This is a genomic window from Thermus sp. (genome assembly GCF_039793865.1).
Classification (GTDB): Bacteria; Deinococcota; Deinococci; order Deinococcales; family Thermaceae; genus Thermus.
The window spans coordinates 26,998-41,827 of record NZ_JBAMMI010000041.1 but is presented as its reverse complement, the minus strand read 5'-3'; the positions used below and the strand labels follow the sequence as shown (position 1 = coordinate 41,827).

The window sequence follows — 14,830 nt, the reverse complement described above, 5'->3', positions numbered from 1 at the left end:
AAAGGGTAGGGGCGGCCCTCGAGGGCGGCGAGGAAGGCGAGAAGGTCCCCGTAGCGCCGCACCCTAGGCCACCTCCACCCGCCTCAGGGCCCGGGAAAGCCGCTCCACCCCTTCCAAAAACGCCTCCTCCCCGATGGTGAGGGGCGGGGCCACGATGAGGAGGTTGTGCTTCACGAGGAGGTAGACCCCCTCCTGGAAGAGGGCCCGCACCAGGGCCCCCATGGCCGGGCTTAAGGGGGCGTGCCAGGGGGAAAGGGGCTCCTTGGAGGCCCGGTCCCGCACCAGCTCCACGGCGTAGAAGGCCCCAAGGCCCCGGACCTCCCCCACCAGGGGGTGGGCAAAGAGCCCCTCCAGGGCCCGGCGGAAGAACCCCTCCATGGCCCGCACCCGGGCGAAGATCCCCTCCTCCCGGTAGGCCTCGAGGGCGGCAAGCCCCGCGGCCACCGCCAAGGGGTGCCCGGAGTAGGTGTGCCCCGTGGGCAGGGGGTTCTCGTCAAAGGCCCGGGCCAGCCCCTCCCGCAGAAGCACCCCGCCCAGGGGGACGTAGCCCGAGGTCACCCCCTTGGCGAAAGGGCGTCCTCGTTGGCCTCGGTGCCCGAGGGGGCGAAGAAGACCCTTCCCCCCTCGGGCCAGGGGGCGAGGTCGGAGAGGGCCTGGGCAAGGAGGGCCCGCTTGTCGTGGAAGAGGCTCGGAGCGGCGTAGGCCAGGGTGGCCGCCTGCTCGGCGATGGCCCGGGCAAGCCTCGGGTGGCCGTGGCCCAGGTTCACCGCCACGAGGCCGGCGGAAAGGTCCAAATACCGGCGCCCCTCCGCGTCGTAAAGCTACACCCCCTCCCCCCGCACCACCAGGGGAGGGTCCAGGTCCCTTTGGGCCAGCCAGGGCGTGAGGACCCGCTTCCGGTGAAGGGCCTTGAGGTCCATTTGCCCCGATCATAGGCCCTTCCTCCCGGGGACCCGCGAAGGTCCGGGCTTGACGTAGGATTTATTGCCATGAGCCTCCGCTCGCTCGCGCTAACCCTCAGCCTCCTCCTGGCCCCCGCCCTGGCCCAGGTGCGGGTGGCGGCCACCACGCCCATCCTGGCCGACCTGGTCCGGGAGGTGGGGGGAAGCCGGGTCCAGGTGGTGGCCGTGGTCCCCCCCGGGGCCGACCCCCACACCTTTGAGCCCACCCCCGCCGCAGCCCGCGCCCTGGCCCAGGCGCGGGTGCTCTTCGCCAACGGCCTGGGCCTCGAGCCCTTCCTCCCCAAGCTCCTCGGCCTCCTCCCCCAGGGGGCGAAGGTGGTCAAGCTGGGCGAGGGCCAGCCGGGCCTCATCTGCGCGGAGGAAGAGGAACCCCACCAAAAGGAACACGCCCACGGCCCCTGCGACCCCCATCTCTGGCTGGACCCGGCCTACGCCCTCCGCTACGCCGAGCGCATCGCCAAGGAGCTCACCGCCCTGGACCCTCAGGGCGAGGGGCAGTACCGGGCCCACCTCAAACGCTTCCAGGAGGAGGTGGCCAAGCGGGACCGGGCCTTCCAGGCCTGTGGCCTCAAGGGGGCGAAGGTGGTGGTCCAGCACGACGCCTTCCGCTACTTCGCCCGGCGCTACGGCCTGGCGGTGGTGGGGTCTTGAGCGGGGCCGGGGCCCAGGAGGTGGGGAGCAGGAGCTTTCTCGCCCTTTTGGAACGGGCCAAGCGGGAGGGGGTGAGGCTCGTCCTCGCCGAGCCCCAGTTCCAGGGAAAGGCCCTAAAAACCCTCGCCGAAGCCCTCGGGGCCCGGGTGGCCGTGCTCTACACCGACACCCTGGACCAGAGGGTGAGGAGCTACCTGGACCTCCTGGACCACAACCTGAAGGCCCTTTGCCCATAATGGGGGCATGGGCTTCCAGGAAATCTTCGGCGCCCTGCCCGAGGCCAGCGCCAAGGCTCCCGGGCGGGTGAACCTCCTCGGCGAGCACACCGATTACCAGGAGGGTTTCGTCCTCCCCGCCCCTCTCCCCTACTCCACCCGGGTGGAGGCGGGGCGGGCGGAAGGGCGGGTGGAGGCCTACAGCGAAAACGTGAGAGAGCTCCGCGCCAGGCCCCTGGAAAGCCCGCCCCAGGGAGATTTCCTGGACTATCTCCTCGGCGTGGTTCTGGCGCTGAGGGAGGCGGGCCACCCGGTGCCGGGGGCCCGCTTTTACGTGCGGGGCGAGGTTCCCATGGGAGCCGGGCTTTCCAGCTCCGCCGCCCTGGAGGTGGCCGCCCTCAAGGCCCTGAGGCTCCTCTACCGCCTCCCCTTGAGCGACCGGGAGGTGGCCGTCCTGGCCCAGCGGGCGGAGTCGGCCTACGTAGGGGTGCGCTGCGGCCTCATGGACCAGATGGTGGCGAGCCTGGGGGAGCTCGGGAAGGCCTTCTTCCTGGACACCCGCACCCTGACCCACGAGAACCTTCCCCTGCCCCCCAAAACCCGGGTCGCCGTCTTGGACCTCGGGCTTGGGCGCCGCCTGGCGGAGGCCGGGTACAACCAGCGCCGCCAGGAGGCCGAGGAGGCGGCGAGGCGGCTTGGGGTGCGGGCCCTCAGGGACGTGGCCGACCCCTCCCTGGTGGAGGGCCTCCCCGAACCCCTCAACAAACGGGCCCGGCACGTGGTGAGCGAGAACCTGCGGGTGCTAAGGGGGGCGGAGGCCCTGAGGCGGGGGGATGCCCGGACCTTCGGCGAGCTCATGGTCCAAAGCCACCGCTCCCTCTCCCAGGACTACGAGGTGAGCCTCCCCGAGCTGGACCAGCTGGTGGAGGAGGCCCTAGGGGCCGGGGCCCTCGGGGCCAAGCTCACGGGGGCGGGGTTCGGGGGGGCGGTGGTGGCCCTCCTGGAGGAAGGCCGGTACGAAGCCTTCCGAAAGGCCCTCCTTTCCCGCTTCCCCGGGCTACGCGTCCTTTAGGGATAAGCTGGAGACATGGAAAAACCCAGCCTCCTCCCCCTCCTGGACGCCCGCCTGCCCCTCACGGAGGAAAAGGTGGCGGAAGCCGCCCGCCTGGCCGGGGTGCCCCTGGCCCAGGCCTGGGGGGTGGTGCGCTACTACCCCCGGTACCGGGGCCTTCCCCAGGGAAGGCTTCTGGTGGACGATCCCGTGGCCCGGTCCCGGGGCTTCCCCGGGCTTTTGGAAAGGGCGGACGGCACCCATCCCCCCTTGGGCCTCGAGGCCCTCTCCCCCATCTACCTCCGCTTCACCCCCGAGGGGCGCTTTTTGGAGTGGGGTGGGGGGTGGGTGTCCTTCCGGGAGTTCCGCCTCCCCTTCGCCCTGGGCCGGGGAAGGCGGCTCATCCCCCCGGAGCCCATCCTGAGCCTTTCCCAGCACCGGGCCCTGGGGGGTTTCTCCTGGCTTAGGGCCTGGGAAGCGGGCCAGCTTACCCCAGAAAGGGTCCTAAGGGCGGTGGAGGAGGCGGGGCTTTTGGGCCGGGGCGGGGCGGCCTTCCCCACCCACGTGAAGATGCGGGCCGTGGCCCAGGGGGAGCCCCCCAAATACCTGGTGGCGAACGCCGACGAGTCCGAACCCGGGAACTTCAAGGACCGCTTCCTCCTGGAGCACCACCCCTTCCTGGTCCTGGAAGGGGCCCTCCTCTCGGCCTTGGCCGTGGGGGCAAGCCGGGTCTACCTCTACGTGCGGGAGGAGTTTGAGGCGGCGATACTGGGCCTGGAAAGGGCCATCGGGGAACTGGGAGAGGCGGGGCTCCTTCCCGTCCCCACCGAGGTCTTCCGGAGCGGGGGCCTTTACATCTGCGGGGAAGAAACCGCCCTCCTCGAGTCCATGGAGGGCAGACGGGCCGAGCCCCGCCTGAAGCCCCCCTTCCCGGTGGAACGGGGGCTTTGGGGAAGGCCCACCCTAGTGCAGAACGTGGAGACCCTGGCCAACCTCCCCCTGATCCTGAGGGAAGGCCCCGAGGCCTGGCGAAGGGAGGAGCCCAAGCTCTTTTCCCTAAGCGGAGAGGTGGCCGAGCCCGGCCTCTACGAGCTCCCCCTGGGCACCCCCTTGGGGGAGGCCCTGCGCCGGGCGGGGGGTGAGCCCTCAGCCCTGAAGGCCGCCCTCCTGGGCGGGGCCGCCGGGGTCTTCACCCGGGACTTCGCCTTCCCCTTGCGCTATAGGGAAAGGCTCCCCCTGGGGGCGGGGGCGGTGGTGGCCTTTGGGCAGGAGGCGGACCTCTGGGAGGTCCTCCTGGGCCTCGCCCACTTCTTCCAAGAGGAGTCCTGCGGCAAGTGCTTCCCCTGCCCCTTGGGCACGGCGGTGCAGGCGGAGATGGTAAGGCGAAGGGAGCGGGACAAAGCGCTTCTAGAGGACCTTGCCCGCACCCTCAAGGGAAGCCTCTGCGGCCTGGGACAGAGCGCCTACTGGGCCTATCAGAGCCTTTTGGAGGTGGAAGGTGCGGCTTAAGGTAGACGGGAAGGAAGTGGAGGCCAGGGAGGGAGCCCTCCTTCTGGAGGTGGCCGAGGTCCCCACCCTCTGCCACCACCCCCACACGGAGACCCAGGGGCTCTGCCGCCTCTGCCTGGTGGAGGCCGACGGGCGCCTTCTGCCCGCCTGCGCCACCCGGGCCCAGGAAGGCATGGAGGTGCGCACGGAGACCGAGGAGCTTCGGACCTACCGCAAGACCCTTCTGGAGTGGCTTGCTCTCACCACCGACCTCTCCTTGGCCCCGGACCTCCAGGCCCTCCTTGCGCGGTACGGGGCGGACCCCGGGCGCTGGGGGGAGGTGGCGGGGCGGAAGGAACGGGAGGTCCTCCGGGACAACCCCTTTTTCCTCCGGGACTACGCCAGGTGCGTGAACTGCCGCCGCTGCGTGGACGCCTGCGGGGACGGGATCATGGGGGTCTACGCCCTGACCTGGGAGGGCCGCGGCCTCCTCGCCCACCCCACCACCCCCCTGGGCCGCCCCCTCCCCGAGACCCCGTGCGTCTTCTGCGGCAACTGCGTCCAGGTCTGCCCCACGGGGGCCCTGAGGCCCCTGGCCCTGGAGGTGGGATGATGCGCACCACGTGCCCCTACTGCGGCGTGGGCTGCCAGGTGGAACCCGAGATCCGGGAGGGCCGGGTGGTCCGGGTCCTGGCCCCGGACATCCCCCCCAACCACGGGACCCTCTGCGTCAAGGGCCGCTTCGGCCTGGACTTCCCCTTCTCAGGGAAGCGCCTCCTCTACCCCATGGTGCGGGACAAGAAGGGAGCCCCCTTGCGCCGGGCGAGCTGGGAGGAGGCCCTGGACCTGGTAGCAAAGAGGCTCCTCCAGGTTCTGGAGCAGGCGGGGCCGGAGGCCATCGCCGTCTTCCCCTCGGCCAAGACCACCAACGAGGAGGTCTACCTGGCCCAGAAGCTGGCCCGGACGCTCCTTTCCACCCACAACGTGGACCACTGTTCCCGGCTCTGCCACTCCTCCTCCACCGCCGCCTTAAGCCGCTCCTTGGGTGGGGCCAGCATGACCAATCCCCTGGAGGACATCCCGAAGACGGACCTCTTCCTGGTGGTGGGCTCCAACACCACCGAGACCCACCCGGTCATCGCCGCCATGATCAAGAAGCGGGTGCGGCAGGGGGCCAGGATGATCGTGGTGGACCCCCGGTACACGGGCATGGCCGAGGCCGCCACCCTCTGGCTCCGGGTGCGCCCGGGGACCGACGTCTTCCTCCTGAACGCCATGGCCCGCCACATCCTGGAGGAAGGCCTGTGGGACCGCCCCTACGTGGAGGCCCGGACCGAGGGGTTTGAGGCGTGGCGGGCTTCCCTGGAGGGGTACACCCTCGAGGCCGCCCAGGAGGTGACGGGCGTCCCCAAGGAAAAGATCGCCGAGGCCGCCCGCCTTTACGCCACCACGGAGAGGGCCGGGGCCTACTGGGCCATGGGGGTGACCCAGCACACCAAGGGCACGGCCACCGCCCAGGCCCTGGTCAACCTCGCCCTCCTCACGGGGAAGGTGGGCAAGGAGGGAGCGGGGCTCAACCCCTTGCGGGGCCAGAACAACGTGCAGGGGGCCGGGGACATGGGGGGCTTGCCCGACGTCTACCCGGGCTACCTGAAGGTGGCGGAGGAGGCCGTAAGGAGGAGGTTTGAGGCCTTCTGGGGGGTTCCCCTACCGGAAACGCCCGGCCTGCGCATGACCGAGGTCTTTGAGGCCATCCCTAAGGTCCAGGCCATCTACCTGGTGGGCGAGGACCCCGTGACCAGCGAGCCTTACCAGGACCACGTGAAGGCGAAGCTTCAGGCCCTCCCCTTCCTGGTGGTCCAGGACATCCTGGAGAACGAGACCACCCCCTTCGCCGACGTCATCCTGCCGGCGGCGAGCTTTTTGGAAAAGGACGGCACCTTCACCAACACCGACCGCCGGGTCCAGCGGGTGCGAAAGCTCCTGGACCCCCCGGGGGAGGCCCGGCCCGACTGGTGGATCACCGAGGAGCTGGGAAGGCGCCTCGCCCGGGCCCTGGGCCGCCCCTGGCGGGAGTACCCCGACCCCGAGAGCGTCTGGGAGGAGATCCGCCGGGCGGTGCCGGAGATGGTGGGGGGCATCTCCTACGCGCGGCTTGAAGGAGAGGGGGTGCGCTGGCCCTGCCCGGAGGAGGACCACCCTGGGGAGGGCGTCCTCTTCCGGGAGCGCTTCAACACCCCCACGGGCCGGGCCCGCTTCTTCCCCGCCCCCTACGCGCCCCCGGCGGAAACCCCTTCCCAGGACTTCCCCCTCACCCTCTCCACGGGCCGGGTCCTCTTTCACTGGCACGGGGGAACCCTAAGCCGCAACAGCCGCCTCAACGAGGCCTATCCGGAGATGCGGGTGGAGGTAAACCCCCAGGACGCAAAGCGCCTGGGCCTAGAGGACGGGGACCCCGTCTACGTGGTGAGCCACAGGGGGCGGATTCTGGCCAAGGCCTGGGTCACGGACCGCACCCCGGAAGGGGTGGTCTACGCCCCCTTCCACTTCGCCGAGGCTCCCGCCAACCGCCTCACCCTGAATGCCCTGGACCCGGTGAGCCGCATCCCCGAGTACAAGGTGAGCGCCGTGCGCCTGGAAAAGGCCGACTAAGTACCCCGCTCTGGCTGCCGCCAGAGCGGGAGCCCCCAAAAGCTGCCGCGAAACTAAGGTGTAGCCCCTCAGGAGGCGGGAAGGGCAAAGGCCTCGTAGCCCAGCTCGGCCACGGCGAACCAGCGGAAAACCTCGCTCCGGAAGGCCCAGTAGGCGGTGTAGACCTTCTTGTAGGTGGCGTCCTTGGCCGCCTGCTCCTCGTAAAGGGCCTGGGCCTCCTCCAGGGCCTTTTTCATGATCTCGCCGGGCCAACGCCTGAGGCGCACCCCCGCCCTCAGGAGGCGCTCCAGGGCGTTGGGGTTTTGGGCATCGTACTTGGCCATCATGGTGAGGTTGACCTCGGCCGCCGCCACCTGGAAGGCCTCCTGAAACTCCTTGGGAAGCCCCTGCCACGCCTTCTGCCCCACCAGGAAGGAGAGCTGGGCGCTGGGCTCCCAGAAGGAGGGGTAGTAGTAGTAGCGGGCCACCTTGTAGAAGCCGAGCTTCTCGTCGTCGTAGGGGCCGGAGAACTCCGTGGCGTCAATGGTCCCCCGCTCCAAGGCGGGGTAGATGTCCCCCGCCGCCAGGGTCTGGGGCACCACCCCGAGCCGGCCCATCACCAGGCCCCCGAGGCCGGGAATGCGCATCCTTAGGCCCTTGAGGTCCGAAAGGGTCTTGATCTCCTTGCGGAACCAGCCCCCCATCTGGGCCCCGGTGTTGCCCCCGGGGAACTGAACCACCCCGAAGTCGGCGTAGACCTGCCTGAGGAGATCTAGCCCCCCGCCGAAGAGCATCCAGGCGTTGTGCTGGCGGTAGGTCATGCCGAAGGGCACGCCCCCGTCAAAGGCCAGGGCCGGGTTCTTGCCCACGTAAAAGGGACCGTAGGTGTGCCCGGCCTCCACCGTGCCCCCCTGGACGGCGTCCAGCACCTGGGCCCCCGGCACGATCTCCCCCGCCTGGAAGACCCGGATCTGGAACCGGCCCCCCGTCAGCTCGGAAACCCTCCTGGCCAGGTCCTCGGCCCCGCCGAAGAGGGTGTCCAGGCTTCTGGGATAGCTGGAAACGAGCCGCCAGCGCACCTGTGGAGCCGCCTGGGCAAAGACGGAGTAGGCGAGGCTCGCCGCCAAGCCCACCCCCACCCGCTTGAGGAAACTCCGCCGCCTCATAGGACCTCCCCTTCCACTATAGAGGATGGGGCTCACCCCCCCACAAGCCTCTCCACCTGGGCGAGAAGGGTCTGGCCCTCAAAGGGCTTGCCCAGGAAGGCCTGGGCCCCGGCCTTAAGGGCCTCCTCCTGGCTTCGGGCCGAGACGCTAGTGGAAAGGGCCAGGACGGGAATGGGGCTTCTGGCCCGGACCTGGCGGATCACCTCGAGGCCCGAAAGGCCCGGCATCACCAGGTCGCAGATCACGAGGTCGTACCCTTCCCCGAAGCGCTCCAGGGCCTTTTGGCCGGAAGGGGCCCAGTCCACTTGGTGGCCGGCCCGCTCCAGGAGGCGGCGCACCATGTGGGCCACCAGGGGCTCGTCCTCAACCAGAAGGATGCGGGCCATACAGCGGCAGGATAACCCGGAAGGCGCTCCCCTTGCCCTCCTCGCTCTCCACCTCTATCCGCCCCCCGTGGGCCTCCACGATGTGCTTGGAGATGAAAAGCCCAAGGCCGGTACCGGACACGCCCCGGGCCCGGGCGTTCTCCGCCCGGGCGAAGCGCTGGAAGAGCTTGGGAAGCTCCTCCTTGGGGATGCCCGGGCCCGTGTCCCGCACCTCTATCGCCACCTCCTCCCCCGCCTGCCAGGCGGAAAGCCGCACCGCGCCCCCGGATGGGGTGAACTTGAAGGCGTTGGAGAGGAGGTTGCCCACCACCTGGGCCACCCGATCCGGGTCGGCCTCCAGGAGGGGAAGCTCCTCCACCTCCACCTGGAAGTCCACCCCGGAAAGCCGGGCCACCCCCTGGAAGCTCCGCGCCAGGTCCAGGAGGAGGGGCTTGAGGTTCACGGGCCGCCGCACCACCTCAAAGCGGCCGGCCTCGAGGCGGCTCGTGTCCAGGAGGTTGTCCACCATGGTCTTGAGGCGGAAGGCGCTCTCCAGGATGAGGTCCAGGGACTCCTGGGCCGAAGGCGAGAGGGGCTCCTCCTTGAGGAGCTCCGCCAGGCCCATGATCACCGCCAGGGGGGTGCGGAGCTCGTGGGAGACGGCGGCGATGAACTCCCCCTTGACCCGCTCGGCCTCGAGCCTCGGCCTCAGGTCCCGGAGGTCCACCACGACGCCCCCCACCCTGGGGTCCTGGAGGAGGTTCCGGCCCCAGGCCTCCACGGGAATGGGGGTGCCGTCCCTGTGCAGGACCCTAAACTCCCCGGAGAGGGTGGAGCCCGGCTGGGCAAGGAGCTCCTGGAAAAAGGCCTGGGCCTGGGGCAGGTCCCCGGGGTGGACGAGGTCCCAGGCCCGCCCGAGGCCCTGGGGCTCGTAGCCGAGAACGCTCCACACGCTGGGGCTAACAAAGCGGAACCCCCCGTCCTGGTCCAGGACGCACACCACGTCCTGGTAGTGCTCCAGGAGGGCCAGGAGGCGGGCCTCCTCCGCCTCAAGAAGCTCCAGGAACCGGGTCTTCTCCAGAACGAGGGCAAGGAGGGTGGGCACCTGGGCAAGGCGGGCGAGAAGCCGCTCGGAGAAGCGCCGAGAGGCCCGGTACCCGAGGAGGAGGACCCCCCGGAATCCCCGGGCGCGGAAGGGCACCACCAGGGCGCTTCCCAGGCCCAAAGCCCCGGCCAGGGCGCAGTCCTCGGCCGTGAGGACCTCCACCCCCAAGGGGGCCTCTTGGGCGAGGGCCCTTTCCAGGAGGTTGGGCCGGGGCAGGCCCTCGGGGAGGGCGCAGGTGGCGAAGACCACCTCCTCCTTCCCCCCCTCCACCGAGACCAAAAGCCCCTCCTCCGCGGCGAAGAGCTCCTTCAGGCGGGTCACCACCGCCTCCCCAAGGGCCCTTAGGCTCTCCCGCCTGAGGGCCTCCTGGGCCAGGTCCACCAGGGCCTGGGTGAAGGCCGCCTGCTCCCTCAGGGCCCGCTCCACCCGGGCCCGCTCGGTGATGTCGTGGAGGACCAGGATCGCCGCCTCCCCGGCCCTGCGCCCCCGCACGCTGAAGGCCCGCCCCCCAAGGGCGAGCTCCATCCTCCCTCCCTCCAGGGCCGGGGCCAGGGCGGCGGGCAGGTCCTCCAGGGCCACCTCCGGCCCCAAGCCCAGGACCTCCCGGGCCCGGGCGTTGGCGAAACCCCGCTCCCCGAAGAGGACCACCACCCCGTCGGGAAGCTCCTCCAGGACCTGGGTGAGGCGCTCCCGCTCCGCCGCCAGGGCCAGGGAGAGCCGGGTCTTCTCCCGGAAAAGCCAGGCGTTCTGCAGGGCCACCCCGGCGGCGCTCACCGCAAGCTCCAGGTGGCGCACCTCCTCCTCGGCCACGGGCGGCCCCCCGGGGCCGTGGTCCACCGCCAGCACCCCGAGGAGCTCCTCCTCCGCCACCACCGGCAGGTAGGCCACGCTGGGCCCCATCCCCTCCTTCACCCCTTCGGGGAGGGCCTCCCGGGGCACCAGGAGGCTCTGCCGCTCCCGGGCCGCCCGGGCCATGGGGTCGGGGGAGGAGGCGATGGGAAGACGGATCCGGCTCCGCCCCTCCGTCCAGAACACCTCTCGGCCCCGCACGGTGAGGTACCCCTCCAAGAGGCCCTCCCGGGCGAGGGCCACGGTGACCCGGAAGAAGCCGAAGCGCTCGGCCAGGGCGCGGGCCAGGGCCTCGAGGACCGCCCCGGGCTCTAGAAGCCTCGCCACCTCCCGGGCGAGGGCGGTGACGTGCCAGAGGGCCTCCGAGTGCCGGGAAAGCCGCCTTAAGGCCTCGTCCCGCTCCCTCAGGAGCTCCCCGTTCTTCAAGGCCAGGGCCGTGAGCTGGGAGAGGAGGGGGAGGAAGGGCACGAGGCCCTGGGGGACGCCCTCGAGGCTCAGCACCCCCTTGGCCGCGAAGTGCGGGCAGGAGGGGCAGACCACGGGGCGGTTCTCCCGCGTGGCCCGGGGGCGCTCCGTGCACCGCCTTTCGGGGTCGGCCCAGCAGAAGCGGGCCTCCTCCCCCACCACGGGAAGGAGCCACTCCTCCTTGAGCCTCACCGGGCCCTCGGCGAAGAAGGCCTCCTGGATGGGGCCGCGGGCGTAGAGCGGAAGGGCGATGGCCGAGACCGTGTGGTGCCGCCCCTGCCCCGAGGCCACCTCCCCCACGAGCTCCCGCCTTTCGGGGTGGTAGAGGAAGAGGGCCGCCCGCTCCACCCCCTCCTCCGTGGCCACCTCCAGGAAGTTGCGCAGGAGCTGGGTGGGCTCGAGGTCCTTTAAAAGCGCCCGTTGGAAGCGGGCCAGGACCTCCATCTGCCCCACAAGCCGCATCTTGCCCCAATGGTAGCATGGGGCCTGGGTTGCCAGGGACGGGGCAAAATCTTAGACTGGGTCAAAGAGTGGGCCCCCTGGCCCCCGGAGGTGCGGTATGCCCATAGACTTCAGCCTCACGGAGGAGCAAAGGCAGCTCCAGGCCCTGGCCCGGCGCTTCGCCAAGGAGGTCATCCTCCCCGTGGCCCGGGAGTACGACGAGAAGGAGGAGGTCCCCTGGCCCGTCATAGAGAAGCTCCACGAGGTGGGCCTCCTGAACGCCATCATCCCGGAGGCCTACGGGGGGATGGGGCTCAAGATGCTGGACGAGGTGATCGTGGGGGAGGAGCTCGCCTACGCCTGCATGGGCATCTACACCATCCCCATGGCGAGCGACCTGGGCATCACCCCGGTGCTCCTCGCAGGGACGGAGGAGCAGAAGGAGCGCTTCCTAAGGCCCCTCACCAAGAAGCCCGCCCTCGCCGCCTTCGCCCTCTCGGAGCCTGGGAACGGCTCCGACGCCGCCGCCTTGAAGACCCGGGCCATCCGCCAGGGGGACCACTACATCTTGAACGGCACCAAGATGTGGATCTCCAACGGGGGAGAGGCGGAGTGGGTGGTGGTCTTCGCCACGCTGAACCCCGAGCTCCGCCACAAGGGGGTGGTGGCCCTGGTGGTGGAGAGGGGCACCCCCGGCTTCAAGGCCATCAAGATCCACGGGAAGATGGGCCAAAGGGCCAGCGGCACCTACGAGCTCGTCTTTGAGGACGTGAAGGTGCCCGTGGAAAACCGTTTGGGCGAGGAAGGGGAGGGCTTTAAGATCGCCATGCAGACCCTGAACAAGACCCGCATCCCCGTGGCCGCGGGGAGCGTGGGGGTGGCGAGGCGGGCTTTGGACGAGGCCAGGAAGTACGCCAAGGAACGGCAGGCCTTCGGCCAGCCCATCGCGGGCTTCCAGGCCGTCCAGTTCAAGCTCGCCGACATGATGATCGGCATTGAGACCGCCCGCGTGTACACCTACTACGCCGCCTGGCTCGCAGACCAAGGCCTCCCCCATGCCCACGCCAGCGCCATCGCCAAGGCCTACGCCTCGGAGATCGCCTTTGAGGCGGCCAACCAGGCCATCCAGATCCACGGCGGCTACGGCTACGTGCGGGAGTTCCCCGTGGAAAAGCTCCTCAGGGACGTGAAGCTCAACCAGATCTACGAGGGGACCAACGAGATCCAGAGGCTCATCATCGCCAGGCACATCCTGGCGGAGTGAGGGAGGTGAGGGATGAAGTTCGTGGCGGTGATCCGGCAGGTGCCCGACGGCGAGAGCAGGCTCAAGGTCCAGGGGGACCGGGTGGACCTCTCCGGGGCCACGATGATCCTGGACCAGATGGACGAGTACGCGGTGGAGGAGGCCCTCCGCCTCAAGGAGAAGCACGGCGGGGAGGCGGTGGTGGTGGGCTTCGGCCCCGAGCGCACCGAGGAGGCCATCCGCACCGCCTTGGCCATGGGGATGGACCGGGGGGTCCACGTGGTCTACGAGGGCTACGCCGACCCCGTGGCCGTGGCCGAGGCCCTGGCGGAGGTGCTCAAGGAGGAGGCCCCCACCCTGGTCCTCACCGGGGGGCAGCAGGCGGACTGGGACAGCCAGGCCCTTGGGGGCGCCCTGGCGGAGGCCCTAGGGGTGCCGGTGGTGGCCTGGACCACCGCCTTGGAGCTGGAAGGGGAAACGGCCCGGGCCAAGCACGACCTGGACGAGGGGGCGGAGTGGGTGCGGGTGAGGCTTCCCGCCCTCTTCACCACCCAGCAGGGCCTGAACGAGCCCCGCTACCCCACCCTGCCCGGCATCATGAAGGCCAAGAAGAAGGAGATCCGGAAGGTCCAGGCCAGCCTTGCCCCCAAGGTCGTCCTCCTTTCCGAGGAGATCCAGGAGAAGTCCAGGCTCGGCAAGATCCTGGACGGCAAGGATCCCGTAGCGGCGGCGGAAGAGCTGGTGCGGCTCCTCCACGAGGAGGCCAAGGTCATCTAGGAGGTGCCTAATGGTGCTCGTAGTCTTGGACCACGACGGAAAGCGGCTCAGGAAGGGAAGCCTCGAGGCCCTCACCCGGGCCAGGGACCTGGCCCAGGCCCTGGGGGGGAAGGTGGCCGGCCTTCTCCTCGCCGAGGAGAAGGCCCCCGTGGAGGAAGCCCGCAAGCACGTGGAGGTCCTCTACACCGCCACCCTAGGCCCCTACACCGCCGAGAAGTGGGCGGCTGGGGTGCTCAAGGCCGCCGAGGCCGCGGGGGCCAAGGCGGTGGTGGCCCCCTCCTCGAGGCAGAGCCGCACCTACCTCGCCCGGGTGGCCTACGCCCTGAAGGCGGGGCTTCTTGAGGACACCCTCGAGTCCCGCGTGGAAGAGGGCGAGGTCCACGCCACCCGCTACGCCTACCTGAACCGGGTCACGGAGCGGGTGCGGGCCTCCCTCCCCGTGGTCCTCACGGTGAAGCCCAACACCACGCCCCTGGCCGAACCCCTTTCAGGGGAGGCCGAGGTGGTGGCCCTCTCCGTGCCCGAGGTGCCCACGGTGGAGGTGCTGGAGCGCCTCCAGGAGGAAAGGAAAGGGGTCTCCCTCACCGAGGCGGACGTGGTGGTCACGGGGGGCCGGGGCATGGGGAGCGCGGAGGCCTTTAAGAAGGTGGAGGAGCTCGCCGCCCTCCTCGGGGGGGCGGTGGGGGCCACCCGGGCGGTGGTGGACGCGGGCTGGCGCCCCTACGCCGAGCAGGTGGGGCAAACCGGCAAGACCGTCCAGCCTGCCCTCTACGTCGCCTTAGGGGTTTCGGGGGCGGTGCAGCACCTCGCGGGCATGAACAAGAGCAAGTACGTCGTGGCGGTGAACAAGGACCCCGAGGCCCCCATCTTCAAGCACGCCGACTACGGCATCGTGGGAGACGTGCACCAGGTGCTTCCCGCCCTCATTGAGGCGGTGAAAAAGCTGAAGGACTGAAGGCCCAACCTCAGGGGGCGGCCTCAGCCCTGGGGCGGGCCGCCCTCCCCCTCGGAAGGGGGCGCCTGCTCCTTAGACCCCTGGCCCGTCTGCCGCACCAGGCGGAGGACCAGGTAGAGGAGGAGAAGCGCCACCAGAAGCCCCACCGCATAGGGCCAGGCCGGGGCCCCCTGGGGCGGGGGCACCTCGGGCAGGGAAAGGGGCGGGCTCGGCGCCTTGAAGACCTCCCCTTCCACCCGGGAAAGCCGATCGGAAAGGGCCCTTAACGCTTCCTCTTGGGCTCGGACCTTGGCCTCCAGAAGGGCCACCCGGGCCGCCAGGCCTTGGTAGGAGGCGTAGGCCCGGTAACCCCCCCAGCCCAAGAGCACCAGAACCGCAAGGGCCACAAGGGCGTAAAACCACCTTTTCATGGAACACCTCCTTTCTCTTAAGGCCCGGGCTTCCCTCTGGGCCCAAGGGCATTGTA

At 70.2% G+C, this 14,830-nt stretch carries 11 protein-coding genes and 2 pseudogenes; 8 read left to right on the top strand and 5 right to left on the bottom strand.

The genetic code is table 11. The features are described from left to right. Positions 1-63: 63 nt before the first annotated feature. Positions 64-920: pseudogene (locus tag ABJK26_RS03950) on the bottom strand (aminotransferase class III-fold pyridoxal phosphate-dependent enzyme). Positions 921-989: 69 nt separating this feature from the next. Between ABJK26_RS03950 and ABJK26_RS03945 the strand changes: the two are divergent. The 5 genes and pseudogenes from ABJK26_RS03945 (at position 990) to fdhF (ending at position 7,019) form a co-directional block, all read left to right on the top strand. Continuing rightward, a pseudogene (locus ABJK26_RS03945) lies at positions 990-1,849 on the top strand (metal ABC transporter substrate-binding protein). A 7-nt stretch (positions 1,850-1,856) separates the two neighbouring features. Further along, positions 1,857-2,900: a galactokinase gene (gene galK, locus ABJK26_RS03940; protein WP_347240934.1), complete on the top strand. Its 1,044-nt coding sequence runs from the start codon at positions 1,857-1,859 to the stop codon at positions 2,898-2,900. Positions 2,901-2,915: 15 nt separating this feature from the next. Further along, positions 2,916-4,388, top strand: a complete 1,473-nt coding sequence (locus ABJK26_RS03935) for an NADH-ubiquinone oxidoreductase-F iron-sulfur binding region domain-containing protein (protein ID WP_347240933.1) — start codon at positions 2,916-2,918, stop codon at positions 4,386-4,388. Further along, positions 4,378-4,980, top strand: a complete 603-nt coding sequence (locus tag ABJK26_RS03930; RefSeq protein ID WP_347240932.1) for a 2Fe-2S iron-sulfur cluster-binding protein — start codon at positions 4,378-4,380, stop codon at positions 4,978-4,980. The genes ABJK26_RS03935 and ABJK26_RS03930 overlap by 11 nt, the downstream gene beginning before the upstream one ends. Further along, positions 4,980-7,019, top strand: a complete 2,040-nt coding sequence (fdhF, locus tag ABJK26_RS03925) for a formate dehydrogenase subunit alpha (protein ID WP_347240931.1) — start codon at positions 4,980-4,982, stop codon at positions 7,017-7,019. Before ABJK26_RS03930 ends, fdhF begins: the two co-directional genes overlap by 1 nt. 68 nt (positions 7,020-7,087) lie before the next feature. Here fdhF and ABJK26_RS03920 read toward each other — a convergent pair whose 3' ends face one another. The 3 genes from ABJK26_RS03920 to ABJK26_RS03910 are packed head-to-tail and all read right to left on the bottom strand — an operon-like array spanning position 7,088 to position 11,410. Then, positions 7,088-8,164: an ABC transporter substrate-binding protein gene (locus ABJK26_RS03920; RefSeq protein WP_347240930.1), complete on the bottom strand. Its 1,077-nt coding sequence runs from the start codon at positions 8,162-8,164 to the stop codon at positions 7,088-7,090. Between the two features lie 32 nt (positions 8,165-8,196). Continuing rightward, the gene (locus ABJK26_RS03915) at positions 8,197-8,550 is read right to left on the bottom strand and encodes a response regulator (RefSeq protein ID WP_347240929.1); all 354 of its coding nucleotides are present in this window, start codon (positions 8,548-8,550) and stop codon (positions 8,197-8,199) included. Beyond that, positions 8,528-11,410 (bottom strand): ATP-binding protein, encoded by a 2,883-nt coding sequence (locus ABJK26_RS03910; RefSeq protein ID WP_347240928.1) that lies wholly within the window; start codon positions 11,408-11,410, stop codon positions 8,528-8,530. Before ABJK26_RS03910 ends, ABJK26_RS03915 begins: the two co-directional genes overlap by 23 nt. 97 nt (positions 11,411-11,507) lie before the next feature. Here ABJK26_RS03910 and ABJK26_RS03905 point away from each other — a divergent pair, with 97 nt between their 5' ends. The 3 genes from ABJK26_RS03905 to ABJK26_RS03895 are packed head-to-tail and all read left to right on the top strand — an operon-like array spanning position 11,508 to position 14,364. Next, positions 11,508-12,653: an acyl-CoA dehydrogenase family protein gene (locus tag ABJK26_RS03905; RefSeq protein WP_347240927.1), complete on the top strand. Its 1,146-nt coding sequence runs from the start codon at positions 11,508-11,510 to the stop codon at positions 12,651-12,653. Between the two features lie 12 nt (positions 12,654-12,665). Next, the gene (locus ABJK26_RS03900) at positions 12,666-13,409 is read left to right on the top strand and encodes an electron transfer flavoprotein subunit beta/FixA family protein (protein WP_347240926.1); all 744 of its coding nucleotides are present in this window, start codon (positions 12,666-12,668) and stop codon (positions 13,407-13,409) included. A gap of 10 nt (positions 13,410-13,419) precedes the next feature. Continuing rightward, entirely contained in the window at positions 13,420-14,364 is a 945-nt protein-coding gene (locus ABJK26_RS03895) for an electron transfer flavoprotein subunit alpha/FixB family protein (RefSeq protein ID WP_347240925.1), read from the top strand. A 23-nt stretch (positions 14,365-14,387) separates the two neighbouring features. Here the strand turns inward: ABJK26_RS03895 and ABJK26_RS03890 are convergent, their stop codons facing one another. Then, positions 14,388-14,774, bottom strand: a complete 387-nt coding sequence (locus ABJK26_RS03890) for a hypothetical protein (RefSeq protein WP_347240923.1) — start codon at positions 14,772-14,774, stop codon at positions 14,388-14,390. Positions 14,775-14,830 lie beyond the last annotated feature (56 nt).